We start from the raw sequence: 25,190 nt of genomic DNA, 5'->3' as shown, positions 1-25,190 counted from the left end.
GAAAACGAGGATGCCCCGGCCCATGGCTAAGACAGACAACAAGTATTCGTCCGCGCAGGAAGCGCTCGCTGATAAGGTGCGCCGCGTACCCGACTTTCCAGCTGAGGGCGTGTTGTTCGAAGATCTCACCCCGGTGCTTGCCGACGCCGACGCGCTCAACGCCGTCATCCGCGAAATGGCTGAGGCCAGCAAGCAGCTCGGCGGTGACCTCATCGGTGGTTTGGATGCCCGCGGCTTCCTGCTCGGCTCCGCTGTCGCCTTTGACATGGGCGTTGGTATCCTGGCCATCCGCAAGCAGGGCAAGCTGCCGCCGCCGGTGATCACCCAGGAGTACCAGACCGAGTACAGCACCGCGGCGCTCGAGATCCCCGAAGACGGCATGCAGCTTGAGGGGAAGCGCGTCGTGCTTGTCGACGATGTCCTTGCCACCGGTGGCACGCTCGTGGCTGCCACCAACCTCATCGAGCGCGCAGGCGGCAAAGTCGTCGGCTACGTGGTCGTGCTCGAAGTCGACGGGCTCGGCGGCCGCGAGCGCCTCGGCGACGCCCCGTTGGTGGTTTTGGACGACGGAGGGCGCTGAAGCGACTAGAATCAGACTCTTACACTGAGTTTCGTTTCGGTGTGCAGTCTGGTTCAGAGTCTGGCGGGAGGCCCCGGTGTCGCAAGAGAAAACTTCTAAGCGCTCAGGTCAAACGGTGCGTAGCGTCTCCGCGCGGCTGGCGCGCTCGCTCACGGGCGGCGGACGCCCGAAGATTAACCCGGTCCTGGACCCGCTGCTGTCTATTCACCGGAAATACCACCCGAAGGCCAGCGTCGAGCTGCTCAACCGCGCCTATGGGACCGCCGAGCGCCTGCACGAGGGCGTGTTCCGCAAATCCGGCGACCCCTACATCACGCACCCGCTTGCAGTGGCGACGATCTGCTCCGAGATCGGCATGGACACCACCACCGTGGTCGCGGCGCTGCTGCACGACACAGTGGAGGACACCGACTACACCCTGGATGACCTCACGGCTGACTTCGGTCCGGAGGTGGCCCGCCTGGTAGACGGAGTGACCAAGCTGGACAAGGTGGAGCTGGGCAAGGCCGCAGAAGCGGAGACGATCCGGAAGATGATCGTCGCCATGGCGAAGGACCCGCGGGTGCTGGTAATCAAGGTGGCGGACCGCCTGCACAATATGCGCACGATGCGCTTCCTCCCACCCGAGAAACAGGCGAAGAAGGCAAAGGAGACGCTCGACGTCATCGCGCCGCTGGCGCACCGCCTCGGCATGGCTTCGGTGAAGTGGGAGCTGGAGGATCTGGCCTTTGCCATCCTGTACCCGAAGAAGTACGAGGAGATCGTACGCCTCGTGGCGGATCGGGCCCCCTCGCGCGACCGGGCGCTTCAAGAGCTCACGGAACAGATCCAGACCGAGCTAAAGGCCAACGGCATCGAGGCCGAGGTGATGGGGCGCCCGAAACACTACTGGTCCATCTACCAGAAAATGGTGGTGCGGGGCCACGAGTTCAATGAGATCTTCGACCTGGTGGGCATCCGCGTCCTCGTGGATACGGTGCACGATTGTTACGCCGCGGTCGGCGTCGTCCACGCCCTGTACTCGGCCATGCCTGGACGGTTCAAGGACTACATCTCCAACCCGCGTTTCGGCGTCTACCAGTCGCTGCACACTACGGTGATGACGGGCACGGGCCGCCCGCTCGAGGTGCAGGTACGCACCCACGACATGCACTACAACGCCGAGTACGGGGTGGCGGCGCACTGGCGCTACAAGGAGACGAAGGGCTCCCACAGGGGTAACCAGAACGAAGTGGATGAGATGGCGTGGATGCGCCAGCTGCTGGATTGGCAGAAGGAGGCGGCGGATCCGGACGAGTTTCTCGATTCGCTGCGCTACGACCTGACCAGCCAGCAGCTCTTCGCGTTCACCCCGAAGGGCGACGTGGTGAACCTGCCGGCGGGGTCCACCCCGGTCGACTTCGCTTACGCCGTGCACACCGAGGTGGGGCACCGGTGCATTGGTGCGAAGGTCAATGGCAAACTCGTGGCCTTGGAGACCAAACTGGAATCCGGCGACCGGGTGGAGATCTTCACCTCTAAGGACCAAAACGCCGGACCGAGCCGGGATTGGCAGGACTTCGTGGTCTCGCCGCGCGCGAAGACGAAGATCCGCCAGTGGTTTGCCAAGGAGCGTCGCGAGGAGCACCTGGAGGCCGGGCGCGACGCACTGGCCGCGGAGGTGCAGCGCGGAGGGCTGCCCATGTACCGCCTGTTTACGGCGGAGTCGATGCGCAGGGTGGCCAAGCAGCTGCACTACCCGGATGTGGACGCCCTGTATACCGCGATCGGCGCCGGTCACGTCTCCGCGCAGCACGTGGGCAAGATGTTCGTCGACCTGTTTGGCAATGAGGAGGACGCGGTCGATGCGCTCGCGGACCGCGCCCCGATGTCGGAACTGGTGCGGCGGGAGTCGCGCGAGTCCGCCAGCGGCATCCTCGTGCAGGGGAGCCCAGACGTCATGGCGAAGTTGGCCAAGTGTTGTCAACCGGTGCCAGGTGATGAGATCTTCGGCTTTGTCACCCGCGGCGGGGGTGTCTCGGTCCACCGCACCGACTGCACCAATGCGGCCAAGTTGCGTGAGGAGCCGGAGCGCCTTATCGACGTCGCGTGGTCCACAAAAACCACGGCAGGCGGTGCCTCGCTGGCCACCCTCCAGGTCGAGGCACTGGACCGCCACGGGCTACTCGCAGAGCTCACCGGCGTCATGACGGACCAGAACCTCCCGATCTTGGCGCTGTCTTCCCAGGCCTCGGACGACCGGATCGCTAACGTACGGTTCACCATCGAGGTGTCTGACACGAAGCAGCTGGGCGCGCTGATGAATCAGTTGCGGAACGTGGAGGGCGTCTACGACATCTACAGGGTGACGTCGTAAAGCGCGCTCTGCGTGCCGAAGTTGAACAGCGGGTGAATTGTTGGCGACGTCCGCCTTGAATCTCAAGGCAGGCCTGTCACAGTACGTACGTTGTGCTGCGAGCGAGCTGATTTCGCGCTAGAAAACAATGAGACCCCTATTTCACATGCAGAGGAGTTCCAAGTGTTTTCTTTCCGTCGCGCCGGCGCGCTGATCGCCGCAACCACGTCAACCGCGCTGGTGGTCACCGCTGTCCCGGCTTTTGCCGCGGACGATGAGAAGGTGCAGATTAGCATTGCAAACTTCACCGACTTCCACGGCCGCCTCGAGGCGAACCTGTCCACGGATAAGGAAACGGGCGAGGTCACCCCGAAGAGGGGCGACGAGATGGGTGCCGCAAACATTGCCGGCATTATTAACTACCTGCGTGATAAGAACGCCAACACCATCGTCACCAGCTCCGGCGATAACCAGGGTGGCTCGGCGTTCGTTTCCGCGATCTCGGACGACAAGTACACCATGGACTTTGTCAAGGCCGTTGGCACGGCGGGCTCCGCTGCTGGCAACCACGAGTTTGATAAGGGCTACAAGGACCTAATTGACCGCATCAACCCGGGCACCGGTGACATCCAGCTCGGCGCGAACGTGTTCAAGGAGGACGGTTCCCGCGACCTGGAGGCCTCGAAGGTCGTCGAGATTGACGGCGTGAAGGTTGCGCTGGTGGGCACCACCTCCAACCTGACCAAGAGCAAGTCCAGCCCGGACAATGTCGCCGGCCTGCGCTTCACTGACTCCTCCGAGCAGGTGAACGAGGAAGCGAAGAAGCTGAAGGATGAAAAGAAGGCCGACGTGGTCGTCGCTCTCATCCATGACCCGGTCGAGACCGGCGCGCCGAAGCTGGACCCGGAGTACGTCGACTTCATGTTCGGCGGCGACAGCCACGTCAACGCGGTCAACGCCGACGCCCCGGTGCCGAACGCACAGTCCTGGGAGTACGGCAAGGTCGTCACGGACCTGGACTTCACCTACAACAAGACCACTGGTGAGATCGAGGCACCGGCGTTCGAGCAGTACGACGCTGAGTCCCTGGTCACCTTGGACATCACCCCGGACGCTGAGGTGGAGAAGATCGTCGACGAGGCGAAGGCGGAAGCCGGCAAGCTCGGCGAGGAGGTCGTGGCCAACGTCCAGGACACCTACCTGCGTGGCTCCAACCCCGGGGAGAACACCGGCTCGAACCGCGGCACTGAGTCCACCGCGAACAACATGCTCGCAGAGTCCGCGCTGTACGCGATGGACACGTCGCTCGATGAGCACATTGACCTGGGCATCATGAACGCTGGCGGCGTCCGCGCGGACCTCGAGGCCGGCGACGTGACCTACCAGGAGGCCTTCCAGGTCCAGCCGTTTGGCAACGACATCTCGGTGGCAACCTTGTCCGGCAAGGCCATCAAGGACGCCCTCGAGCGTCAGTGGCAGAGCAAGGAGGACGCCGAGAAGTCCGGCCGCCCACGCCTGGACATGGGCCTGTCCAACAACGTCGCCTACACCTACAACCCGGAGGCTGAGGCCGGCAAGCGCGTCACCTCCGTGACCCTTGACGGGCAGCCGCTCGAGGACGACAAGGACTACCGCGTTGCAGGTTCCTCGTTCCTGTTTGCTGGCGGCGACAACTTTGTGAACCCGGACGACGTCCGCGACCTGCTCAACGTTGGCTACAACGACCTGCAGGCATTCGTGGACTACCTGAAGTCCGACGAAGTTGGCGTGCGCAAGGGCCAGAAGGACGTCGGCGTGGTCCTGCCGGAGGAGCTGAAGGCAGGCACCACCGCTTCCATCAAGCTCTCCTCCCTCAACTACTCGTCCGAGGGGGAGCCGATGGCAAAGCAGGCCACCGTCACGCTTGGCGACGCCACCGCGACCGCCGACATCGACGCCTCCACCACCGAGGCGGACAACGGCCTGGGTGAGCAGGGCCGCGCGACCGTGGACATCGAAATTCCGGCCGAGGCCGCAGGCGAGCAGACGCTGAGCATCACCACCGACGCTGGCACCGAGCTGACGGTTCCGGTTACCGTCGTGGCCGCTGACCCGAAGCCATCCCAGGAGCCCAAGCCGTCCGAGCAGCCGAAGCCGACCGAGGAACCGGCGCCGGGTGACGAGCAGGGCGCCCAGGACGGCAGCACTGCAAACCTGGGCACCATCGTGGGCGCCGTCGCAGGTGTGCTTGCCCTCCTGGGTCTGCTGGCCGTCGTCTTCGCTGGTCCGATCGACCAGGTACTTGGCCCGATCGCAAAGCTTTCCTAGCAGTCTCCCCGTAGGGGAACTCACCTGGCGCAGCGGCGCCGTCCTCCTCTCAATGTTGAAAGAGAGGGACGGCGCCGCTGCTCGCGTTCATCAACACAATCTGTGTCCGGCATCGGCGTTTTCGGGGCATGGCACGCTCAGTTCCAGAAGAACGCTCGATCTTGGGTGTGGCAGTAGCGGTGCGTTGGGCCTCCAACAGGCTCTACCACCCAATCGGCGCTGACTTGACGAGAATGGGTTGACGAAGATGCGAGAAGATGGGACCGCGACGTCCTCGTCACCCGATTCTCGTCAGGTAGACCAATCCCGCTCATGACGCAGAGCGAGACACCCATCGAGTCGGCGGGCCAGACAAAGGATCACACGCAAAAAGCCCGGCCACAGGGGCCGGGCTGTGCTTACGCGCTCAATGGTGCGCGCTCGCGCCGTGAGATTACGAGCGCAGGTACTTGTCCAGGAACGCGAACAGGGTGCCCAGAGCGCCGATGACGGCGGTGAATACTGCGATCCAGTCGCGGATCTCGGACGGGGACATGTCCTTGACGGAGGAACCCTCGTCCTTCTTGTTGCTGTCGCCGGTGTTGACCTTCGGACCGTTGGACGGCTTGGCGGTCGTGGTCGGCTTCGCGGTCGTGGTCGGCTTCGCCTCGGTGGTCGTGGTCGGCTCGGCCTTTGCGGTCTCGGTCGGCTCTGCCTTGGTGGTCGCGGTCGGAGTGGTGGTGCGGGTGGTGACCGAGGTGTCAGCGGTAGCTGCAACTGCGCCAGTGGACATGACAGCTGCTGCGGTTGCGGCGGCGAGGAGGCCCTTGCGGAACTGCATCTGATTCCCTATCTTTCGGAGATCTTCGATTGAACGTTGATTACCTTAGCCAGACACCAAAGGGTACGCAATAGTTTTCCCGGTATTTCTTCAATCATTTCGCATCGCAAGATGAACATTAAATGAACTGCTCACGTGTATTTTGAAATATTCCGGATGCGCTCAGAGATGCCTGGCGGCACGGACGACGATACCAGAAAGTATCGTGCGCGCTACTTGACGGTAGCGGAATTGATCTTAACCTCTTCGGCGGGCGCGCCGTCCTGGCCACCGTCCTGAGTACCCTTCTCGGCGATCGCGTCGAGGGTGTCAAGGCCCTCCTGGTTGATCTGACCAAAGTAGGTGTACATCGGGGGCAGGATGGAATCGCCATAATTGAGGAAGAACTGCGAGCCGTTCGTGCCTACGCCAGCGTTGGCCATCGCAATGGATCCGCGCGGGTAACGCTTCTGGTCCTGCTGCAGGGCCATGGATTTGTACTGTTCCTTCTCCTCGTCGGAGACGCCCTCGGGGATCTGGAGTTGGGACTCGTCGACGGACTCGAGGGCCTCGTCGGTGGGGAACTCGTTGGCAAATTGGAAGCCAGGTCCGCCCGAACCGGTGCCGGACGGGTCGCCGCACTGGAGGACCTTGAGACCTTCGTTGGTGGTCAAGCGGTGGCACACGCTGCCGTCGAAGTACTTCTCCGAGGCCAGGTGCTCGATGGCGTTGACGGTGCAGGGCGAGACGCTGCGGTCCAGCTCCATGCCGATCGGGCCTGCGCTGGTGTCCAGCTCGACGTTGACCTTGCCCTCCGTGGAGACGTCCTCGGTCTTCGGCTTGCCAGCCTCGCCTTCGCCAGCCTGTGGGCTGTCGTTGTACGAGCAGGACACGGTCGCGGGCAGCGCCGTCGCGCGCTCGGTGGCCACCGCCTCGAACTGGGAGGGGTCGATGCTGGGCTCGGTCTCGGAGGACTCGGCGGCTTCCGAGGATGCGGTGGCGTCCTGAGCCGTGGCGTCCTCGTTTCCGTCATTTTGCGTCGCGGCGAAGTAGATGCCGCCGCCGACCACGGCAATCACCACTGCGGACAGCGCCGCCACGGTGAGCGGCTTGGACTTTTCCTTGCGGTCGCGGGAATCAAGCTCGCGCTTGAGGTGGGTGAGGGCTTCCTCGCCCCGTTTTTGGTTGTCGGCCACCTGAGATACCTCACTTGTGTATTGCGTAGCGTCGCTAAGCGCTGGTGCGCTCGGCAGGTGAATTTCGGGGTTTAAGCCTAGCAGTGCTTGGGGCGCTGCTTGCTCAACCCTTGCGAGGCCTGACTCGCGTCCATAGAATCGCGCCCATGGCTACCGTTTCTTTTGAAGGCAATGAGACCACTACTTCCGGCGAGCTGCCCAAAGTCGGCGACGCGCTGCCCAACGCAACGCTCGTCGCGGGCGACCTGAGCGAGAAGTCCCTGGCGGACTACTCCGGCAAGCGCCTCGTCCTGAACATCTTCCCGTCCCTGGACACCGGCGTGTGCGCGAACTCCGTGCGCAAGTTCAACGAGCTTGCCGCTTCCCTGGACAACACGGAGGTCCTGTGCATCTCCAAGGACCTGCCGTTCGCGCAGCAGCGCTTCTGCGCCGCCGAGGGCATCGAGAGCGTCGAGGCGCTGTCCGCGTTCCGCTCTTCCTTCGCCGACGACTTCGGCCTGACCCTCGAGGGCTCACCGCTCAAGGGCCTGTGCGCTCGCGCCGTCGTGGTGACGGACGCTGACCACAAGGTCATCCACACCGAGCTCGTCTCCGAGGTCACCACCGAGCCGGACTACCAGGCAGCAGAGGACGCGCTGAAGTAAGCACGTCTGCTCCCCGCACGCGGGCGCTTCCGGCCACTGGGTCGGGCGCCCGCTTTATTATTGCCGTATGAAGCGTTCAGGTTTTGCCGCAGGCCCGTTCCAAACCAACTGCTACGTGCTCCTTTCGGAGGAGTCACGCGAAGCGGTGGTGATCGACCCCGGAATGGGCGCCTACAAGCCCGTCACCGAGTTTCTCACCCGCGAGCAGGCGACGCTCACCGCCGCGATCTGCACCCACGGCCACCTTGACCACACGCGGGACGCTGCCCGTTTCGACGTCCCGGTGTACGTCCACCCAGACGACGAGTTCATGCTCGACGGCGGCCTCGGCCTGCCGGACTCGACCCGCCAGCTCTTCGACGCCGCGTCGATGCAACCCCCGCGCGAGGTGCGCTCGCTTCTCGACGCCCACTCGCTCACCCTCGCCGACACCACCTTTACCGTCCGACACGCCCCCGGGCACTCACCGGGATGTGTGCTGCTCGTGGAAGACGCAGCGGAGGACAAGACGGAAACGGCGAGGGAGACCGGCCCGCTGGTCTTCTCCGGCGATGTCCTGTTCCGCGGCGCGATCGGCCGCACGGACTTCGAGCACTCGGACCCCGCCGCGATGCGCGCGTCGCTACGCGGTCCCGTGTGGGACCTCGACGACGCTTGCGTGGTGCTGCCCGGCCACGGACCGACCACCGTGATGGGGCAGGAGCGCGCGACCAACCCGTTCCTGCTGCAGGCCAACCCGGACCGCTAAACTTTGAACCCGTGAGTGAATCGAAGAAGACCGAGAAGGTCCAGCCGAAGTTCCAGCCGCTGTCTGCCCCGAAAGGCCTGCCAGATTACGTGCCGCCGCAGTCGGCGACATTCCACCGAGTCCGCGACGAGTTCGCGCGGCAGGCTCACCTGGCCGGGTACCAGCACGTTGAGCTGCCTGTCTTCGAGGACACCACGCTGTTCGCCCGCGGCGTTGGCGAGTCCACGGACGTGGTGTCCAAGGAGATGTACACCTTTGCGGACCGTGGCGACCGCTCGGTGACGCTGCGCCCGGAGGGGACGGCGGGTGTGATGCGCGCCGTCATCGAGCACAACCTGGACCGCGGGTATCTGCCGGTCAAGCTGAACTACTATGGCCCGTTCTTTCGCTACGAGCGCCCGCAGGCCGGCCGCTACCGCCAGCTCCAGCAGGTCGGCGTGGAGGCGATCGGCGTGGACGACCCCCTGCTGGATGCGGAGGTCATCGCGCTCGCGGACCGCTGCTTCCGGTCTATCGGTTTGACCGGGTTCCGTCTGGAGCTGACCAGCCTGGGCGACCGCAACTGCCGCCCTGAGTACCGCCAGAAGCTACAGGACTTTCTGTTCTCCCTTCCGCTGGACGAGGAGACCCGCCACCGCGCCGAGATCAACCCGCTGCGCGTGCTTGACGACAAGCGCGAGAAGGTCCGCGAAATGACCGCGGACGCCCCGCTCATGCTCGACTACCTCGATGATGACTGCCGCAAGCACTTCGACCAGGTGCGTGCGTCCCTCGACGAGATGGGCGTGGAGTACGTGGTGAACCCGCGTATGGTCCGCGGCTTGGACTACTACACCAAGACCTGCTTCGAGTTCGTCCACGACGGCCTCGGCGCGCAGTCCGGCATCGGTGGCGGCGGCCGCTACGACGGGCTCATGGCACAGATCGGCGGCCAGGACCTCTCTGGCATCGGCTTCGGCCTCGGCGTGGACCGCGCCGTGCTCGCCCTCGAGGCGGAAGGCGTCACCCTCGACGGGGTGGATCGCCGCGTCGACGTGTTCGGTGTCGGCATCGGCGAGCCCGCACAGGCGCGCATGGCAGTGCTTATCGACGCCCTCCGCGCCGCCGGTGTCTCCGCCGACATGGCCTACGGCGGCCGCGGGCTCAAGGGCGCCATGAAGGGCGCCGACCGCGCCGGCGCCAAGTATGCGCTCGTCCTCGGCGACCGCGAGCTGGAATCCGGCGAGATCGCGATAAAGGACCTCGCCGCGCACAGTCAGGAGACCGTGGCGCTCAGCGCCGAGGCGGTTATTGCGCAGCTGCGCTCACACGCCTCTATTAGCACTCAGTGATGTTGACTGGCAGCCCGAGCTGGACTGCCAGGCCGCCCATCGAGGTCTCCTTGTACTTGGTCATCATGTCGCGGCCGGTCGTCGCCATGGTCTCGACGACGTCGTCGAGGGTGACGATGTTGGTGCCGTCGCCAAGCTTGGCCAGCCGGGCTGCGTTAATCGCCTTTACCCCGCCGATGGCGTTGCGCTCGATGCACGGGACCTGCACCAGGCCGCCGACCGGGTCGCACGTGAGGCCGAGGTTGTGCTCGAGCGCAATCTCGGCCGCGTTCTCAATCTGCGCCGGCGTACCGCCAAGGACCGCGCACATGCCGGCGGCGGCCATCGCGGAGGCCGAGCCGACCTCGCCCTGGCAGCCGACCTCGGCTCCGGAGATCGACGCGTTTGTCTTGATGATGATGCCCACCGCACCAGCGGTGAGCAGGAAGTTTCGCGCCTGCTCCTGGGTGAACGCGCCGTCGGTGAAATCGCGGCAGTAGTGCATCACCGCGGGGATGATGCCGGCGGCGCCGTTCGTGGGCGCGGTGACGACCTGGCCGTGGGCGGCGTTTTCCTCATTCACGGCAAGCGCGTAGAGGTTGACCCATTCCATGGCGTCGAGGCCGCGGGCAGTGGATTCCTCGTACTCCGCGGTGAGCAGGCGGTGGAGGCGGTGGGCGCGGCGCTTCACGCCAAGGCCGCCGGGCAGGGTGCCCTCCGTCTTCAACCCGTGGGCGACGCATTCCTGCATGACGTCCCAGACGGCGTCGAGGTGGGCGTCGAGAAGCGCTTTGCCATGCAGCGCCTCTTCGTTGGCGCGCACGAGCTCGGCGATGGACAGGCCGCTTTCTTCACAGAGTGCGACGAGGGTCTTCGCGTCGTTGAACTCGTACGGCGCGGGCTCGTTGTCGCGGACGGTGGCCACACCGGCTTCGTTGCGGTGCTCCTCCATGCCGGTGCGGTCCAAGATGAAGCCGCCGCCGACGGAGTAGTACTCCTTGCGGGTGGCGATGCGGTTACCGTCGGCGTCCCAGGCGTCAAAGATGAGGCAGTTCGGGTGCTGCGAGACCGGAGTGGGGTTAAACGTCACCTCGTACTCGACCTCGCCGGCAGGGCCCGAGATCATACCGCGTTCGGGCACCGGGTCGCCGGGTTTCGGGGCGATGTCGGCCGACGTGGTCGTGGGGGTGTAGCCAACCAGGCCGAGCAGCGTTGCGCGGTCGGTGCCGTGGCCCACGCCAGTGGCGGCGAGGGAGCCGCGCAGTTCCACGCGGACGAATGCGGGCAGCACGCCGAGTTGTTCGACGAACGCGAGGGATGCGCGCATCGGGCCCACCGTGTGCGAAGACGACGGACCGATACCGATGCTGAAAAGGTCAACGACGCTAACAGTATTGTGGGGCATGCGCGCGATGATACCGCATCGTGGGATTAGCTCCGCGTCCCCGTGTGGCCTTCCAACAGCTGGGAAAACGGGACGAAATCTTCGTCAGGGTCCGTGCCGGTGCGGCGAGTGACGCCCTCCGGCGGGCCGCTCAATCCTTCGACCGCGCCGCTGGTGGTGACGATAAGCGCTGCGAGCTCGCTGGCAGCGCGGCTGATCCGCCGCTGGAACGAGGCGCCGTTGGCATCACCGAAGTCAGCAGTGGCGGCGAAGAGTGAGGTGGGGACCACCGTCGCGTGCAGGTACGTGAGCAGCGGGCGGAGCGCGTATTCGGTGACGAGGGAATGGCGCTCAGAGCCTGCTGTCGCGGCGACGATGGTGGGCATGTCGGTCAACGCGTTGGGGTCCAGGGCGTCGAAGAACATCTTGAACAGGCCGCTGTAGCTGCCCTGAAAAACCGGGGAGACCGCGACGAGGGCGTCGGCGGCGGACATATCTTGTTTGACCTGATCAAGCCTGGGGGAGGGCATCCCGGTGAGCATGAGCTGCATGAGCTCGGTGGCGTACTCGCGGACCTCGATCGTGGTGACCTGGAGGTCTTCGCCACGCCCGCCGACGGCGGAGCGGACCGCCGCCGCGATCTCATCCGCCACCTGTCTCGTGGTGGACGGCTGCGACAGACCTGCGGTGACTACCATGAGCTGCTTCATGCTGTGGTGGGTGCTCCTTCGCTATATCGCCCGACTATTCGTGCTCGGATTGCTCCTGTGCTTCTCCGGGTGAAACGCGAAAGTGCGCCAGATTCTTCCCATCGCGCTTTGCACGTGCGAGGGACGCAAACGTGGGCGGGTCGCTCGGAACGTGGCCTGGGCGGCGCGCTTCCATCCTTCTGCGCAGCTCAGGGACCACTTCCGAGCCGAGGCGCTCGATCTGGCGAAGCACCACCTCGAGTGGGAGCCCGGCGTGGTCAATGAGGAACAGCTGGCGCTGGTAGTCCCCGACCCAGTCAGCGAACTGCATCGTGCGCTCGATGACCATCTCGGGAGTGCCCACGGTCAGCGGGGTGATGTCGGTGAACTCTTCCAGCGAGGGCCCGTGGCCGTAGACGGGCGCGTTGTCAAAGTAGGGGCGAAACTCGCGTTTCGCCTGTTCCTCGGAATCCGCGATGTACACCTGGCCACCGAGCCCGACGATGGCCTGATCCGCCCCGCCGTGCCCGTACGCGGCGAAGCGCCGACGGTAGATGCCCACCATCTTCGCGGTGTGCTCCTTGTTCCAAAAAATATTGTTGTGGAAGAACCCGTCGCCGTAGTACGCCGCCTGCTCGGAGATCTGCGGCGAGCGGATGGATGCGTGCCACACAAAGGGCGGCACGCCCTCAAGCGGCGCGGGCGTGGTGGTGAACCCGTGCAACGGGGTGCGGAACGTGCCCTCCCAGTTGACGTTTTGCTCGCGCCACAGCCTGCGCAGGAGGTGGTAGTGCTCCACCGCGAGTGGGATGCCCTTGCGGATGTCCTTGCCAAACCAGGGGTAGACGGGGCCGGTGTTACCGCGCCCGAGCATGAGGTCCATGCGGCCATCCACCAGGTTCTGCAAGAAGGAGTAATCCTCGGAGAGCCTGACCGGGTCCGTGGTGGTGATCAGCGTGGTTGACGTTGAGAGCGGAATGCGGGAGGTTTTCGCACCAATGTAAGCCAGGTGGGTCGTCGGGGAGGACGGGACGAACGGCGGGTTGTGGTGCTGACCTGTGGCGAAGACATCGAGCCCGACCTCTTCGGCCTTCAGCGCGATCTGTGTCATCGCGTCGATCCGCTGCTTCTCGGTCGGGGTCGTGCCGTTGGTGGGGTCCGCGGTGACGTCGCCGATGGTAAAGACGCCGAACTGCAACCGTGGGTGTCCTTTCCGTTGATCGTCGCGGTTAGCGGGCAGCCAGCAGGGCAGGAATGTCGGTGGCCACCAGTACCGCGAAGGGGCGCTGGCTGGGTGAGCCTGACTCGGTGATGATGGCCAGGCGGGGGAGCGCGCCGCTGTCCAGCGGCGTGGTCAGCGCATCAACGGCTACTGCGGCGGTGACGGAGCGTGGTAGGAAGACCGGCTGGTCGTGCCGCCCCGACAGATCGAGCACCTGCTTGACCGTGGTTGGGGTGAGGTGGTTGTTTGCGTCCAGTTCGCCCGCCAGCCAGCGAGCCAGCGCGTTGGTGGTGAGCAACCCGACGCATGCGCCGGCTTCGTAGACGGGGAACTGCCTGTGGCCGGTCTCCCGCAACGCGCGCAGCGGCTCCCGGATGTCGTCGTCCGGAGCGAACGTAATCACGGCTTGCGTCTGGACCACTTCGAGGGCCAGCGTCGGGGTGAGCAGCGCGTCGCGCAAACGCTCAATCTCGTCCACGGTCTCCTGCAGCGGCTCCGCAATGGGGCGCAGGTCGCGGTACTCGCCGTGCGAGATCGCGTTGCGCAGCTCCGCGTACTCCACAAGCAGGTCGGCTTGCTCGCGGCTCACCACGCCCTTCTTCGCCGCCTGCCTGGTCATCCACTTGAACGAGTCCGACTTTTTTGCTCCTAGCTCCTCGCGCAGGAAGCCTTCGATGGCGTTGAACGCGGCCATAAACGGCACCGCGCGGTTCTGGGGGGATGACGTTTCGCTCATGCCCACGAGGGTAGCGGTGGTGGCACGTGGGCGTCGATAAGCGATGTGGCCCTAGGCGTCCTGGTAGACGCCGCGATTGAGCGTATCGCAGGCAGACATCTGGCCGGTGGTGTAGCCGGACTTGAAGGCCTCGGCGCGCTGCTCAGAGGAGCCGTGGGTCCAGGAATCCGGATCCACATCGCCGCCGGACTTGCGCTGGATGCTGTCGTCGCCGATCGCCTGCGCGGTCTGAATTGCCTGGTTCAACTGCTCGTCCGTAATCGGCTCGAGCGCCGCGTTCGGCCCCTCGGAGGCGTGCTTGGCCCAGATGCCGGCGTAGCAATCGGCCTGGAGCTCGATGGCCACGGCGGCGGAGTCCTCGCCCGGGTTCTTGTAATCGCTCAGGCCCAGGGTGCCCTCGAGGTTCTGGATGTGGTGGCCCATCTCGTGCGCGGTGACGTACTCCTGGGAGAGTGCGCCGTTGGAGCCGCCCAGCTGGCCGAGCTGCTCAAAGAAGGACACGTCGAGGTAGGCAGTGGTGTCGTTCGGGCAGTAGAACGGGCCGGTATCGGCCGTTGCGTACCCGCAGCCAGTGCTGACATTGCTGCGGAACAGGTTGATGTCGGCGGGGGTGTACTCGATGTTCGCCTGCGCCGGCAGGACTTCTGCCCACACCTGGTCGACCGAGCGGGCGGTGGCCTCCGCGCGGCAGTCGTCGTACTCGTTGGCCGCGCCCGGGGCATCGCAGTGGCTCAGGTCGTAGTCGCCCTGGGCGCCGGGGCTTTGCTGGGACTGACCCTGCGGGTCAGAGGAGCCGCCGGTGAGCCCGCCCAGGCCGCCGTTGAGGAAGAACACGATCGCCAGCAGAATGATCGTGCCAATACCGCCGCCGCCCACGGCGATGGGGATGCCGCCGCCTCCTGCCCGGCCGCTGCCGGAACTCGTCTGCGCGCGGCGGCCTTGGCCCTGACCGAAATCATTCTTAAACGTCATGCTGCAAATCTTGCCAAAAAACCGCGTGCAGCGCTGCATCCCCGCGCCCGTGCCGCGCAGAGAAGCGGCAATGAAGCGGCAATCCGGGGCGCTTCAACGCTTCACGGCGCCTGCGGGTAGAGTTTTTGGCGTTCAAGTTTTGCCCTCACGTGGAAGGACGTGGAAGAGACCGTGCTGCGCACTCACCTTGCGGGTGACCTCCGCAAAGAACTCGATGGACAGACCGTAACGCTCACTGGTTGGGTGGGCCGACGCCGCGACCACGGCGGCGTGATCTTCATCGACCTGCGCGACCGCTCCGGCCTGGCGCAGGTGGTGTTCCGCGAATCCGAGGTGGCGGAGGCGGCGCACGACCTGCGCAGTGAGTACGTCATCCAGGTCACCGGCGTGGTTGAACCGCGCCCGGAGGGCTCGCAGAACCCGAACCTTGCCTCCGGCGAGATCGAGGTCAACGTCTCCGAGCTCACCGTGCTGAACAAGGCGGCCGCGCTGCCGTTCCAGATCGAGGACGCCTCCTCCAGCGAAGTCGGCGAGGAAACGCGCCTGAAATACCGCTACCTGGACTTGCGCCGCGAGCGCCAGGCGAACGCACTGCGCCTGCGCGCGAAGGCGAACCAGGCAGCTCGCCGCGTACTGGATGAAAACGGATTCACCGAGATCGAGACGCCGACGCTGACCCGCTCCACCCCGGAGGGCGCGCGCGACTTCCTCGTCCCGGCCCGCCTCCGACCGGGCAGCTGGTACGCGCTGCCGCAGTCCCCGCAGCTGTTCAAGCAGCTGCTCATGGTCGCCGGCATGGAGCGCTACTACCAGATCGCGCGCTGCTACCGCGACGAGGACTTCCGTGCCGACCGCCAGCCGGAGTTTACCCAGCTGGACGTCGAGGCGAGCTTTGTCGACCAGGACGACGTCATCGCCCTGGCTGAGCAGATCGTCACGGAACTGTGGAAGCTGATCGGCTACGAGATCACCACCCCGATCCCGCGCATGACCTACAAGGATGCGATGGAGAAATACGGCTCGGACAAGCCGGACCTGCGCTTTGACATCCAGCTGCAGGACTGCACCGAGTTTTTCAAGGACACCACCTTCCGCGTCTTCAACGCTGAGTACGTCGGCGCAGTCGTGATGGAAGGCGGCGCCTCCCAGCCGCGTCGCCAGCTCGATGCGTGGCAGGACTGGGCAAAGCAGCGCGGTGCCAAGGGCCTGGCCTACATCCTCGTGCAGGAGGACGGCTCCCTGGGCGGCCCGGTGGCCAAGAACATTACGGACGAGGAGAAGGCAGGTATTGCCGATCACGTCGGTGCGAAGCCAGGCGACTGCATCTTCTTCGCTGCGGGCGAGACCAAGTCCTCCCGCGCGCTCCTCGGCGCTGCCCGTGGCGAGATTGCGAAGAAGCTCGACCTGATCAAGGACGGCGACTGGGCGTTCACCTGGGTTGTCGACGCGCCGCTGTTCGAGCCGTCTGCGGACGCCACCGCGTCCGGCGATGTCGCCCTCGGCCACTCAAAGTGGACCGCCGTCCACCACGCGTTCACCTCGCCGAAGCCGGAGTACTTGGACAACTTTGATCAGAACCCGGGCGAAGCGCTGGCGTACGCCTATGACATCGTTTGCAACGGCAATGAGATCGGCGGCGGCTCGATCCGTATCCACCAGCGCGATGTACAGGAGCGCGTCTTCGACGTCATGGGCATCAGCGAGGAAGAGGCTCGCGAGAAGTTCGGCTTCCTGCTCGACGCGTTCGCGTTCGGTGCACCCCCGCACGGCGGCATCGCCTTCGGCTGGGACCGCATCGTGTCCCTGCTCGGCGGCTTCGACTCCATCCGCGACGTCATCGCGTTCCCGAAGTCCGGCGGCGGCGTCGACCCGCTGACCGATGCGCCCGCCCCGATTACCAAGGAGCAGCGCAAGGAGTCCGGAGTGGACTTCAAGCCGAAGGCCGACGAGAAGGCTGAGTAAGAGCCAATAGGGTTCCACGGCCCCGGGAATGGCGGAAACGTCGCGCCCGGGGCCACTGGTATGTCACACTGAGAACCGAGTAACCCGCAAGGAGAGGTTCAGCATGGACCAAGAGCAGATCATCGCCGAGGCGGAGGAGATTCTCACTCGGCGCTACGGCGGCACCCAGACGCTCGGCGAGGTACAGCGTCTGGGTGGCTCCGGCGTTGCCAGCGTGTTCCGTGCCCGCGTGTCCAACAACCCGTTCCTGCAGCACCGGACCGTCGTGGTGAAGTACTCGCCGGAGACCGGCAACGTGCTGGAGGACGCTGCCTTTTTGCGGGAAGTGGTTGCCTACCAGTTCACGACGTCGTTAAGCGAAGATGTCCGGCCAGGCCCGGTCCTTCTTGGCTACGACATTGACCAGCGCATCGTCATTATTTCCGATTCGGGCGAGGGCGACACCCTGGCCACGCTGCTGGACAGCGCGGATGAGGAGCAGCACGTGCAGCTGCTGCGCAACCTCGGCACTGCGCTGGGGCGGATGCACGTCGGCTCGGCCGGGCGCGAGGACGCGTTCGACGTGCTGTTCGCACGGGCGGCCCGCCAGCGCAGCGGAGCGGAAACGATGCAGCACTTGCGCGAGCGCCTGCTCGCGCACCGCTTCGGCTTCGGCCTGGACATGCTCGAACGCAGCGGGCTCGACGTGCCGACGGAGGTTCGGCTGACCGCCGCCAACGTGCGCAATCGCCTGTTCAAAGGGGGCTCGCGGGCGTTTACTCCCTTTGACCTGTCGCCCGACAACATCATCTACGCGGACCGCACGCAGTTTCTGGACTACGAGTGGGCGGGTTTCCGCGACGTCTCCTTCGACGTCGCGTTCGTGGTCGCCGGGTTCCCGCTCTACGTCTCCGCGTGGGGTTACAGTGACGTGGCCATCGAGGCGTTCATCAGCGCGTGGGTGCAGGAGGTCCGCGGGATCTGGCCCGCATTCCTGCACGAGGACACGCTCCACGCCCGGATCACCGGCGCCATGGTCGCGTGGGCGCTGTCCAGCCTCTCCGTGATGGGGCAGTTCACCGTCGCCGAGCTTGCGGCCAGTGATGCCGAGCTCGCGCAAGAGCTTATCGACGCCGGCGTCGCACCCCACAGTGAACGGTTCACTGCGCAGGGCGAAGCGGCGAGCGGCGCGGAGACGCTACACGGCGGCTCGGACATCCTCCGCCCGCAGAGCCAGGGACCGTTCACCGAGGAGGAGCAGCTCGTGCGCCGCGACCTGCAGAAGACATTCGAGGCGCTCGCCGCGTTTGCCGGCACCGGGCGCGACACGGCGTACCTGGTGATCGCTGACTTTGCCCGCACCGTGGCAAAGCGGTTTGCGTAGGCGGGGTGGCAGTGGCACAAGAAGATTTGTTTGGCGGCGGGCTCGGCGGCCCAACTCCCGGCCTCGGTGGCGACGGCCCCGATGCACCCGGGGCAGGTCTGCGCGGCGCGAGCTTTTTCGAGGCGGGGCAAACCGCCCCGCTGGCCGCGCGGATGCGCCCGCGCTCGCTGGATGAGATCGCGGGGCAGGCGCATTTGCTCAGCGAGGGGAAGCCGTTGCGCCGCCTCGTCGAGGGCTCGGGTGCGGCCTCCGTCATCCTGTACGGGCCGCCGGGAACGGGCAAGACGACGATCGCGTCGCTGATCGCGCAGACGATGGAGCAGAACTTCGTCGGCCTTTCGGCCCTGTCCAGCGGCGTGAAAGAGGTGCGCGAAGTGATCGACCAAGCGCGGCGCGACCTCATCCGGGGCGAGAAGACGGTGCTGTTTATTGACGAGGTCCACCGCTTCTCCAAAACCCAGCAGGACGCGCTGCTGGGGGCGGTGGAAAACCGGACGGTCCTGCTGGTTGCAGCGACGACGGAGAACCCCTCGTTCAGCGTCGTCGCCCCGCTGCTGTCCCGTTCGTTGCTGCTCAAGCTGGAGTCGCTCTCTCGTGGGGACCTGCGCAAGGTGATTGAGAACGCGGTCGTGGCACAGCGCGGGCTCGCCGGCACGGTGGAGCTTGCGGATGATGCCCGCGAGCAGCTGATCACACTGGCCGGCGGCGACGCGCGGCGGGCGCTGACCTACCTGGAGGCGGCGGCCGAGGCGGTGCCCGCCGGCGGGACGATCACGGTGGACACGCTGCGCGACAACGTGAACCGCGCGGTGGTGCGCTACGACCGGGACGGCGACCAGCACTACGACGTCGTCTCCGCGTTTATTAAATCGATCCGCGGCTCCGACGTGGACGCCGCGCTGCACTACCTCGCGCGGATGATCGAGGCGGGCGAAGACCCCCGCTTCATCGCACGCCGCCTGGTCATCCACGCGTCCGAGGACATCGGGATGGCGGATCCTTCCGCGCTGCAGACGGCCATCGCCGCGGCGAACGCGGTGCAGTTCATCGGGATGCCGGAGGGCCGGCTCCCGCTTGCGCAGGCGACGATTCACCTCGCCACCGCGCCGAAGTCGCCGTCGGTCATCCAGGGGATCACCCGCGCGCAGCAGGACGTTGCCGCCGGCAACATCGGCGCGGTGCCCCCGCACCTGCGCGACGGCCACTACGAGGGCGCGAAGGCGATGGGCAATGCCGTCGGCTACAAGTACCCGCACGATGACCCCCGCGGCGTGGTGACGCAGCAGTACCTCCCGGCCGAGTTGCTCGGCGCGGAGTACTACACGCCGACCGATCACGGAGCGGAGAAGCGGATCCGCGATTTCCTCGGTCGGCTGCGCCGCGTGATTCGGGGAAAGGACTAAGCGCAGGGCATTGCTTATCGACGCGCACTGTCTCCGGATTCACACGCCGGGGTAGAGTAGTGCGGGACAAATACGAGCTTTGAAAGGACATCACCTCGTGCAGACACATGAGATCCGTGAGCGGTTTACCAACCACTTTGTTCAGGCAGGGCACACGCCCGTGCCGAGCGCTTCGCTGATCCTGGACGACCCGCAGCTGCTCTTTGTCAACGCCGGCATGGTGCCTTTCAAGCCGTACTTCCTGGGCCAGCAGAACCCGCCGTTTGAAAACGGCCTTGCCACCTCGATTCAGAAGTGCGTGCGCACGCTGGATATTGAGGAGGTGGGCGTGACCACCCGCCACAACACCTTCTTCCAGATGGCCGGCAATTTCTCCTTCGGCCAGTACTTCAAGGAAGGCGCGATCACCCACGCGTGGACGCTGTTGACCAATTCGGTCGAGGACGGCGGCTTCGGCCTGGACCCGGAGCGCCTGTGGGTCACCGTCTACCTGGACGACGACGAGGCCCTGGAAATCTGGCGTGACAAGATTGGCGTGCCGGAGTCGCGCATTCAGCGCATGGGGATGGAGGACAACTTCTGGTCCATGGGCGTGCCTGGACCGTGCGGTCCGTGTTCCGAGATTTACTACGACCGAGGACCTGCGTACGGCAAGGAGGGCGGCCCGGAGGCGGACGACTCCCGCTACATGGAGATCTGGAACCTGGTGTTCATGGAATCCATCCGCGGCGAAGGCGACAAGAAGGGCGGCTTCGACCTGCTTGGCGAGCTGCCGAAGAAGAACATCGATACTGGCCTGGGCATCGAGCGCGTCGCGTGCCTTCTCCAGGGCGTTGACAATGTCTACGAGACCGACTTGCTGCGGCCGGTGATCGACGAGGCAGTCAGGCTCACGGGCACCCAGTACGACGCAGGGAAGCACGAGGATGATGTGCGCTTCCGCGTCATTGCGGACCACTCTCGCACCGGCATGATGATCATCCTGGACGGCGTGACCCCGTCCAACGAGGGCCGTGGCTACATCCTGCGCCGCCTGCTGCGCCGCATCGTCCGCTCCGCCCGCCTGCTGGGGGCCGAGGGCAAGGTGCTCGAGGTCTTCATGAACACGATCATGGACACCATGACGCCTTCGTTCCCGGAGATTGCGGACAACCGCGAGCGCATCCTGCGCGTCGCCGTGGCCGAGGAGCGCGCCTTCCTGAAGACGCTCGCTTCCGGCACCAGCCGCTTCGACGAGGCTGCCTCCGCGCTGCGCGAGTCCGGCGCCACGACGCTGCCGGGTGAGCAGGCCTTTGAGCTGCACGACACCTACGGGTTCCCGATCGACCTGACGCTGGAGATGGCGCGCGAGGCTGGCCTCGACGTGGACATGGCGGCGTTCGACGCGGCGATGCAGGAGCAGCGTGCGCGCGCGAAGGCGGACAATAAGGCGAAGAAGCAGGGCAACATCGACGAGTCGCTCTACCGCGAGTGGGTTGACGCGCACCCCACCGAGTTCGTGGGCTACGGCGAGCTGTCGCACGAGGGCAAGGTGCTCGGCCTCGTGCGCGATGGCGCGAAGGTGAACGAGGCGACGGCCGGCGACGAGGTCGAGGTCATCCTCGATGCCACCCCGATGTACGCCGAGGCCGGCGGCCAAATGGCAGACCGCGGCCGCATCGTGGTGGGCGACACCGTGCTCAACGTCAACGACGTGCAGAAGGTGGGCAAGAAGCTCTGGGTGCACAAGGCCACTGTGGAACACGGCGGGCTGGACCTCGGCCAGACCGTGACGGCTGAGGTGGACGAGGCCTGGCGCCACGGCGCGCGCCAGGCACACACCGCAACGCACCTGATCCACGCTGCGCTGCGCCAGGTGCTTGGGCCCACCGCGGTCCAGGCCGGCTCGCTGAACAAGCCGGGCTACCTGCGCTTCGACTTCAACTACACCGACCAGCTCACCGACGCCCAGCTCAAAGAGATCGCCACCGTGACCAACCAGGCGGTCGACGCGGACTTCGCCGTCAACACCATCGAGACCTCCCTGGACAAGGCCAAGGAAATGGGCGCGATGGCGCTGTTCGGCGAGAACTACGGCGACCAGGTGCGCGTAGTGGAGATCGGCGGCCCGTTCTCCATCGAGCTGTGCGGCGGCACGCACGTCGCGCACTCCTCGCAGATCGGCCCGGTCGCCGTGCTGGGCGAGTCCTCCGTCGGCTCCGGCGCGCGCCGTATCGAGGCCTATTCGGGCATGCACTCCTTCGATTACTTCTCCAAGGAGGCGGCCCTGGCTTCCGGCATCGCGGCGGAGCTGAAGACCCCGACCGACCAGCTGCCCGACCGCATCGCGCAGCTCACAGAGCGCCTCCGCGCCGCGGAGAAGGAGATCGAAGCGCTGCACCGCCAGCAGCTGCTCGCGCAGACGGCGGGCCTGGCAAAGAACGCGGAGCACGTCGGTGCGTTCAAGCTCGTCGCCGTCCATCTTCCGGACGGAGTGTCCGGCGGCGATCTGCGCACCATCGCCCAGGACGTCCGAGGCAAGCTCGGCACCGAGCCTTCCGTGGTGGCCCTGGCGTCCAACGACGGCGGCAGGGTCCCGTTCGCCGTGGCCGCAAACAAGGAGGCCGTCGCCGCCGGCGTGAAGTCTGGGGACCTGGTCAAGCTGGTCGGTGGCTACATCGACGGCAAGGGTGGCGGCAAGCCGGACCTGGCACAGGGCTCCGGCAGCAATCCGGACGGCATTACGGCTGGCCTGGCCGCGCTGCGCGAGGAGCTCGCCGGCAAGTAAGCTGCAAATGTAACAAATTGGTCAAGGGACACGCCGTCGGCGTGTCCTGGCCTTTTGTGCGTAGGCGGTACTTTGGCTGTGAGCGCCGTACGCGGTTTGACGCTGGCGTCGATAAGCGATTGCTCGTAAGCATGAGCCCCGACCTGTAGATCGGAGAAACTTTTGAAGGTTGAGCCTGACACACCGGGCGTCGAAGACCCCGGCCCGGGGCGCAGACTCGGTATCGATGTGGGCACGGTCCGCATCGGTGTCGCGGCGTCGGACCGCGACGCGAAGCTGGCCATGCCGGTGGAGACCGTCAAGCGCGTGACCGGGTTCAAGGACCGCGACGGCGAGGACATCGAGCGGTTGCTCGAGCTTATCGACGCCTACGGGGTCGTCGAAGTCGTCGTCGGGCTTCCCCGCGACCTCAAAGGAAACGGCTCCAAGAGCGTGAAGCACGCCAAGGAGATCGCCTTCCGTATCCGGCGGCGCAACGGCGACGTCGCCGTGCGGATGGCGGACGAGCGGCTGACGACTGTCGCGGCGACGCACGCGATGCGGGCCTCCGGCCGCAGCGAAAAGGACCAGCGAGCCGTGATCGACCAAGCGGCGGCAGTGGAAATCTTGCAAACGTGGCTTGATGGCCGGCACAACTACCTCAAGGAGAACGAATCGTGACTTCCCGAAACAACGCCCAGCGGCGGACGCGAGGGATCGCGGTCCTCGTCGCCTCAATCCTGCTGATCATCGGCCTAATTGCGTGGATCGCCGTTGCGCACCAAACCGCCTCGCCGGTTGACTTTAAGGGCGAAGGTAACGGCGAGGAGCAGGTCGTGGAGATCCCCGAGGGCTCGAATATCTCCGCGCTCGGTCCCGAGCTTGAGGAGCGCGGCATCGTCGGCTCCAACAAGGCGTTCCAGGCCGCGGCTGCGAGCGACCCAGACTCCGACAACATCCAGCCGGGCTTCTACCGCCTGGAAAAGGAAATGAGCGCGGAGAGCGCCGTGTCTGCGCTGCTGGACCCGAACAAGAAGGTCACCCCGCTCCAGGTTTACGGCGGCGCGACGCTCATGGACATCAACGTGGTTGGTGGGCAGAAGCGCGAAGGCATCCTCACCATGATTCAGAACGTGACGTGCGGCAGCGAGATGGCGCAGGGTTGCGTGGACGTCGAGCGCCTCAACCACGTGGCGTCCGATGCGGACGCGGCGAGCCTGGGCGTGCCGGAGTGGGCCGTCGAGACGGTGGACGCGCGTAAGGGCGACGCGAAGCGCCTGGAGGGCCTGATCGCACCGGGCGAGTACATCATTGACCCGGGTGCGACGGCGGAGCAGATCCTCACGGACCTGATTACCCGTTCCGCTGAGGTGTACAACTCCACCGACATCGCGTCCCGTTCTGAAAACGTGGGCCTCAGCCCGTACGAGTTGCTGGTTGCCGCCTCGCTGGTTGAGCGCGAAGCGCCGGCTGGCGAGTTTGACAAGGTCGCCCGAGTGATTCTGAACCGTCTCAACGAGCCGATGCGCCTGGAGTTTGACTCCACCGTGAACTACGGCCTGCCCAACGTTGAGGTCGCGACCACGGACGAGGACCGCCAGCGCGTCACCCCGTGGAACACCTACGCCATGGACGGGCTGCCGCAGACCCCGATCGCCTCGCCGTCTGTCGAGGCCCTCGACGCGATGGAGCACCCCGCCGACGGCAACTGGCTGTTCTTCGTCACCGTGGACAAGGACGGCACGACCGTGTTCAACGACACCTTCGAGCAGCACCAGGAAGACACGCGCCGCGCGATCGACTCCGGCGTGCTTGACTCCCAGCGGTAGGGGCGGACCACCATGACGCAGCCACCGACGCACCGCGCGGCGGTCCTCGGCAGCCCGATCGAACACTCGCTGTCGCCCGTGCTCCACACCGCTGGGTACGGGGCCGCGGGTCTCGACGGCTGGGCGTACGAGCGCATCGAATGCACCGCGGAGACGCTGCCGGCGATTGTGAGTGGGGCCGATCCGACTTACCGCGGGTTCTCCGTCACCATGCCCGCAAAGTTCGCGGCCCTGGAGTTCGCTACCACGGCGTCAGAGCGGGCCACCGCGATCGGTTCCGCGAATACGCTCGTGCGTACCGACGTCGGCTGGTACGCCGACAACACCGACTGCGAGGGAATTGCCACGGCGCTCTCCGCGCTGCTCGGCGAGGCGACGCCGCGCACCGCCCTGGTCATCGGCGCCGGTGGCACGGCGCGCCCCGCGCTGTGGGCGCTGCGCCACGCGGGTGTATCGCGCATCGACGTGGTGAACCGCTCCGACCGATCTGGCGAGATCGCCCCGCTGGTGGAAGGCGTGGACTTCCAGTTTCACGGCTACACCGGCGACCTCGAAGCACTTGCAGTTCGCGCCGACGTCATTGTCTCCACTGTCCCGGCAGCTGCGGTCGCGCCCTACGATGTACAGCTTGGACACGCGCCTGTCCTCGACGTGATCTACAACCCGTGGCCGACGCCGCTGGCGGTGCGAGCCGCCGCTAACGGGTACCCGACGGTCGGCGGGCTCACCATGCTCGCCGGGCAGTCGTACTCGCAGTTCGAGCAGTTCACCGGCGTGGCGGCGCCTCGTGGCGCCATGAGAGATGCACTCATGCGCCACTGGGATGAGCTGGTCAGTGGCGCCGGGGAAGCGGGGGCATCGCGCTAGCACTGTGCCAGCACAGCGCTCGCTCTGCGGCGTGCGTGGCGGCAGCCTAGACTGTCGCCCCATGGGGATTGGGGGAGCGCTCTTCAGCGCGGCACTTG

20 protein-coding genes are annotated in these 25,190 nt (G+C 65.8%); 13 read left to right on the top strand and 7 right to left on the bottom strand.

Annotation, left to right across the window (positions count from 1 at the left end; all coding sequences use genetic code 11):
* Nucleotides 1–22 precede the first annotated feature (22 nt).
* The 3 genes from FPH17_RS00880 to FPH17_RS00870 all read left to right on the top strand — a co-directional run bounded on the left by FPH17_RS00880 (nucleotide 23) and on the right by FPH17_RS00870 (nucleotide 5,222).
* The gene (locus FPH17_RS00880; RefSeq protein ID WP_095545803.1) at nucleotides 23–580 is read left to right on the top strand and encodes an adenine phosphoribosyltransferase; all 558 of its coding nucleotides are present in this window, start codon (nucleotides 23–25) and stop codon (nucleotides 578–580) included.
* Nucleotides 581–656: 76 nt separating this feature from the next.
* Nucleotides 657–2,936 (top strand): RelA/SpoT family protein, encoded by a 2,280-nt coding sequence (locus tag FPH17_RS00875; protein WP_154878337.1) that lies wholly within the window; start codon nucleotides 657–659, stop codon nucleotides 2,934–2,936.
* Nucleotides 2,937–3,098: 162 nt separating this feature from the next.
* Nucleotides 3,099–5,222: a bifunctional metallophosphatase/5'-nucleotidase gene (locus tag FPH17_RS00870; protein WP_154878336.1), complete on the top strand. Its 2,124-nt coding sequence runs from the start codon at nucleotides 3,099–3,101 to the stop codon at nucleotides 5,220–5,222.
* A 433-nt stretch (nucleotides 5,223–5,655) separates the two neighbouring features.
* Here the strand turns inward: FPH17_RS00870 and FPH17_RS00865 are convergent, their stop codons facing one another.
* The gene (locus FPH17_RS00865; protein WP_154878335.1) at nucleotides 5,656–6,042 is read right to left on the bottom strand and encodes a hypothetical protein; all 387 of its coding nucleotides are present in this window, start codon (nucleotides 6,040–6,042) and stop codon (nucleotides 5,656–5,658) included.
* Between the two features lie 212 nt (nucleotides 6,043–6,254).
* Nucleotides 6,255–7,217, bottom strand: coding sequence for a peptidylprolyl isomerase (locus tag FPH17_RS00860; RefSeq protein ID WP_154878334.1), 963 nt, complete (start codon nucleotides 7,215–7,217; stop codon nucleotides 6,255–6,257).
* A 146-nt stretch (nucleotides 7,218–7,363) separates the two neighbouring features.
* Between FPH17_RS00860 and tpx the strand changes: the two genes are divergently transcribed.
* From tpx to hisS, 3 genes are all read left to right on the top strand, one after another.
* Nucleotides 7,364–7,861, top strand: a complete 498-nt coding sequence (gene tpx / locus FPH17_RS00855) for a thiol peroxidase (RefSeq protein ID WP_154878333.1) — start codon at nucleotides 7,364–7,366, stop codon at nucleotides 7,859–7,861.
* Nucleotides 7,862–7,928: 67 nt separating this feature from the next.
* Nucleotides 7,929–8,609, top strand: coding sequence for an MBL fold metallo-hydrolase (locus FPH17_RS00850; protein ID WP_154878332.1), 681 nt, complete (start codon nucleotides 7,929–7,931; stop codon nucleotides 8,607–8,609).
* Between the two features lie 11 nt (nucleotides 8,610–8,620).
* Nucleotides 8,621–9,940, top strand: coding sequence for a histidine--tRNA ligase (gene hisS, locus FPH17_RS00845; RefSeq protein ID WP_154878331.1), 1,320 nt, complete (start codon nucleotides 8,621–8,623; stop codon nucleotides 9,938–9,940).
* Here hisS and FPH17_RS00840 read toward each other — a convergent pair.
* Genes FPH17_RS00840 through ypfJ form a run of 5 tightly spaced genes read right to left on the bottom strand, consistent with a single transcriptional unit; the run spans nucleotide 9,927 to nucleotide 14,922 of the window.
* The gene (locus FPH17_RS00840; protein WP_095536651.1) at nucleotides 9,927–11,324 is read right to left on the bottom strand and encodes an L-serine ammonia-lyase; all 1,398 of its coding nucleotides are present in this window, start codon (nucleotides 11,322–11,324) and stop codon (nucleotides 9,927–9,929) included. The two genes, hisS and FPH17_RS00840, sit on opposite strands and share 14 nt — an antisense overlap.
* A gap of 26 nt (nucleotides 11,325–11,350) precedes the next feature.
* Nucleotides 11,351–12,013: an FMN reductase gene (locus FPH17_RS00835; protein WP_154878330.1), complete on the bottom strand. Its 663-nt coding sequence runs from the start codon at nucleotides 12,011–12,013 to the stop codon at nucleotides 11,351–11,353.
* Between the two features lie 34 nt (nucleotides 12,014–12,047).
* The gene (locus FPH17_RS00830; RefSeq protein ID WP_154878329.1) at nucleotides 12,048–13,190 is read right to left on the bottom strand and encodes a CE1758 family FMN-dependent luciferase-like monooxygenase; all 1,143 of its coding nucleotides are present in this window, start codon (nucleotides 13,188–13,190) and stop codon (nucleotides 12,048–12,050) included.
* Nucleotides 13,191–13,221: 31 nt separating this feature from the next.
* A complete protein-coding gene (locus FPH17_RS00825) occupies nucleotides 13,222–13,950 on the bottom strand; it encodes a CBS domain-containing protein (RefSeq protein WP_154878328.1) in 729 nt (242 codons plus the stop codon).
* 51 nt (nucleotides 13,951–14,001) lie between these two features.
* On the bottom strand, nucleotides 14,002–14,922 hold the full coding sequence (gene ypfJ, locus FPH17_RS00820; protein ID WP_154878327.1) for a KPN_02809 family neutral zinc metallopeptidase: 921 nt from the start codon (nucleotides 14,920–14,922) through the stop codon (nucleotides 14,002–14,004).
* A gap of 171 nt (nucleotides 14,923–15,093) precedes the next feature.
* On the opposite strand from ypfJ, the gene aspS reads away from it, so the two are divergent.
* From aspS to FPH17_RS00785, 7 genes are all read left to right on the top strand, one after another.
* A complete protein-coding gene (gene aspS / locus FPH17_RS00815) occupies nucleotides 15,094–16,884 on the top strand; it encodes an aspartate--tRNA ligase (protein WP_154878326.1) in 1,791 nt (596 codons plus the stop codon).
* A 103-nt stretch (nucleotides 16,885–16,987) separates the two neighbouring features.
* The gene (locus tag FPH17_RS00810) at nucleotides 16,988–18,247 is read left to right on the top strand and encodes a protein kinase family protein (RefSeq protein ID WP_154878325.1); all 1,260 of its coding nucleotides are present in this window, start codon (nucleotides 16,988–16,990) and stop codon (nucleotides 18,245–18,247) included.
* Nucleotides 18,248–18,258: 11 nt separating this feature from the next.
* The gene (locus FPH17_RS00805; RefSeq protein ID WP_414437231.1) at nucleotides 18,259–19,650 is read left to right on the top strand and encodes a replication-associated recombination protein A; all 1,392 of its coding nucleotides are present in this window, start codon (nucleotides 18,259–18,261) and stop codon (nucleotides 19,648–19,650) included.
* A 97-nt stretch (nucleotides 19,651–19,747) separates the two neighbouring features.
* On the top strand, nucleotides 19,748–22,417 hold the full coding sequence (gene alaS / locus FPH17_RS00800) for an alanine--tRNA ligase (protein WP_154878324.1): 2,670 nt from the start codon (nucleotides 19,748–19,750) through the stop codon (nucleotides 22,415–22,417).
* A 162-nt stretch (nucleotides 22,418–22,579) separates the two neighbouring features.
* Nucleotides 22,580–23,077, top strand: coding sequence for a Holliday junction resolvase RuvX (gene ruvX / locus FPH17_RS00795; protein ID WP_095536210.1), 498 nt, complete (start codon nucleotides 22,580–22,582; stop codon nucleotides 23,075–23,077).
* Nucleotides 23,074–24,225: an endolytic transglycosylase MltG gene (gene mltG, locus FPH17_RS00790; protein ID WP_154878323.1), complete on the top strand. Its 1,152-nt coding sequence runs from the start codon at nucleotides 23,074–23,076 to the stop codon at nucleotides 24,223–24,225. Before ruvX ends, mltG begins: the two co-directional genes overlap by 4 nt.
* A gap of 12 nt (nucleotides 24,226–24,237) precedes the next feature.
* The gene (locus tag FPH17_RS00785; protein WP_154878322.1) at nucleotides 24,238–25,092 is read left to right on the top strand and encodes a shikimate dehydrogenase; all 855 of its coding nucleotides are present in this window, start codon (nucleotides 24,238–24,240) and stop codon (nucleotides 25,090–25,092) included.
* The last annotated feature ends 98 nt before the right edge of the window (nucleotides 25,093–25,190 follow it).

The sequence above is a fragment of the Corynebacterium gottingense genome (assembly GCF_007559235.1).
In the GTDB taxonomy this organism is placed as follows: domain Bacteria; phylum Actinomycetota; class Actinomycetes; order Mycobacteriales; family Mycobacteriaceae; genus Corynebacterium; species Corynebacterium gottingense.
Note: the sequence above shows the minus strand (reverse complement) of the source record. Positions and strands in the feature narration are given on the sequence as shown.

Bases quoted from the DNA above. Each gene is read 5' to 3' on its own strand.
- FPH17_RS00880 (WP_095545803.1), top strand. From the start codon at position 23: ATGGCTAAGACAGACAACAAGTATTCGTCCGCGCAGGAAGCGCTCGCT.
- FPH17_RS00865 (WP_154878335.1), bottom strand. From the start codon at position 6,042: ATGCAGTTCCGCAAGGGCCTCCTCGCCGCCGCAACCGCAGCAGCTGTC.
- tpx (WP_154878333.1), top strand. From the start codon at position 7,364: ATGGCTACCGTTTCTTTTGAAGGCAATGAGACCACTACTTCCGGCGAG.
- FPH17_RS00850 (WP_154878332.1), top strand. From the start codon at position 7,929: ATGAAGCGTTCAGGTTTTGCCGCAGGCCCGTTCCAAACCAACTGCTAC.
- FPH17_RS00840 (WP_095536651.1), bottom strand. From the start codon at position 11,324: ATGCCCCACAATACTGTTAGCGTCGTTGACCTTTTCAGCATCGGTATC.
- FPH17_RS00835 (WP_154878330.1), bottom strand. From the start codon at position 12,013: ATGAAGCAGCTCATGGTAGTCACCGCAGGTCTGTCGCAGCCGTCCACC.
- FPH17_RS00825 (WP_154878328.1), bottom strand. From the start codon at position 13,950: ATGAGCGAAACGTCATCCCCCCAGAACCGCGCGGTGCCGTTTATGGCC.
- ypfJ (WP_154878327.1), bottom strand. From the start codon at position 14,922: ATGACGTTTAAGAATGATTTCGGTCAGGGCCAAGGCCGCCGCGCGCAG.
- FPH17_RS00810 (WP_154878325.1), top strand. From the start codon at position 16,988: ATGGACCAAGAGCAGATCATCGCCGAGGCGGAGGAGATTCTCACTCGG.
- FPH17_RS00785 (WP_154878322.1), top strand. From the start codon at position 24,238: ATGACGCAGCCACCGACGCACCGCGCGGCGGTCCTCGGCAGCCCGATC.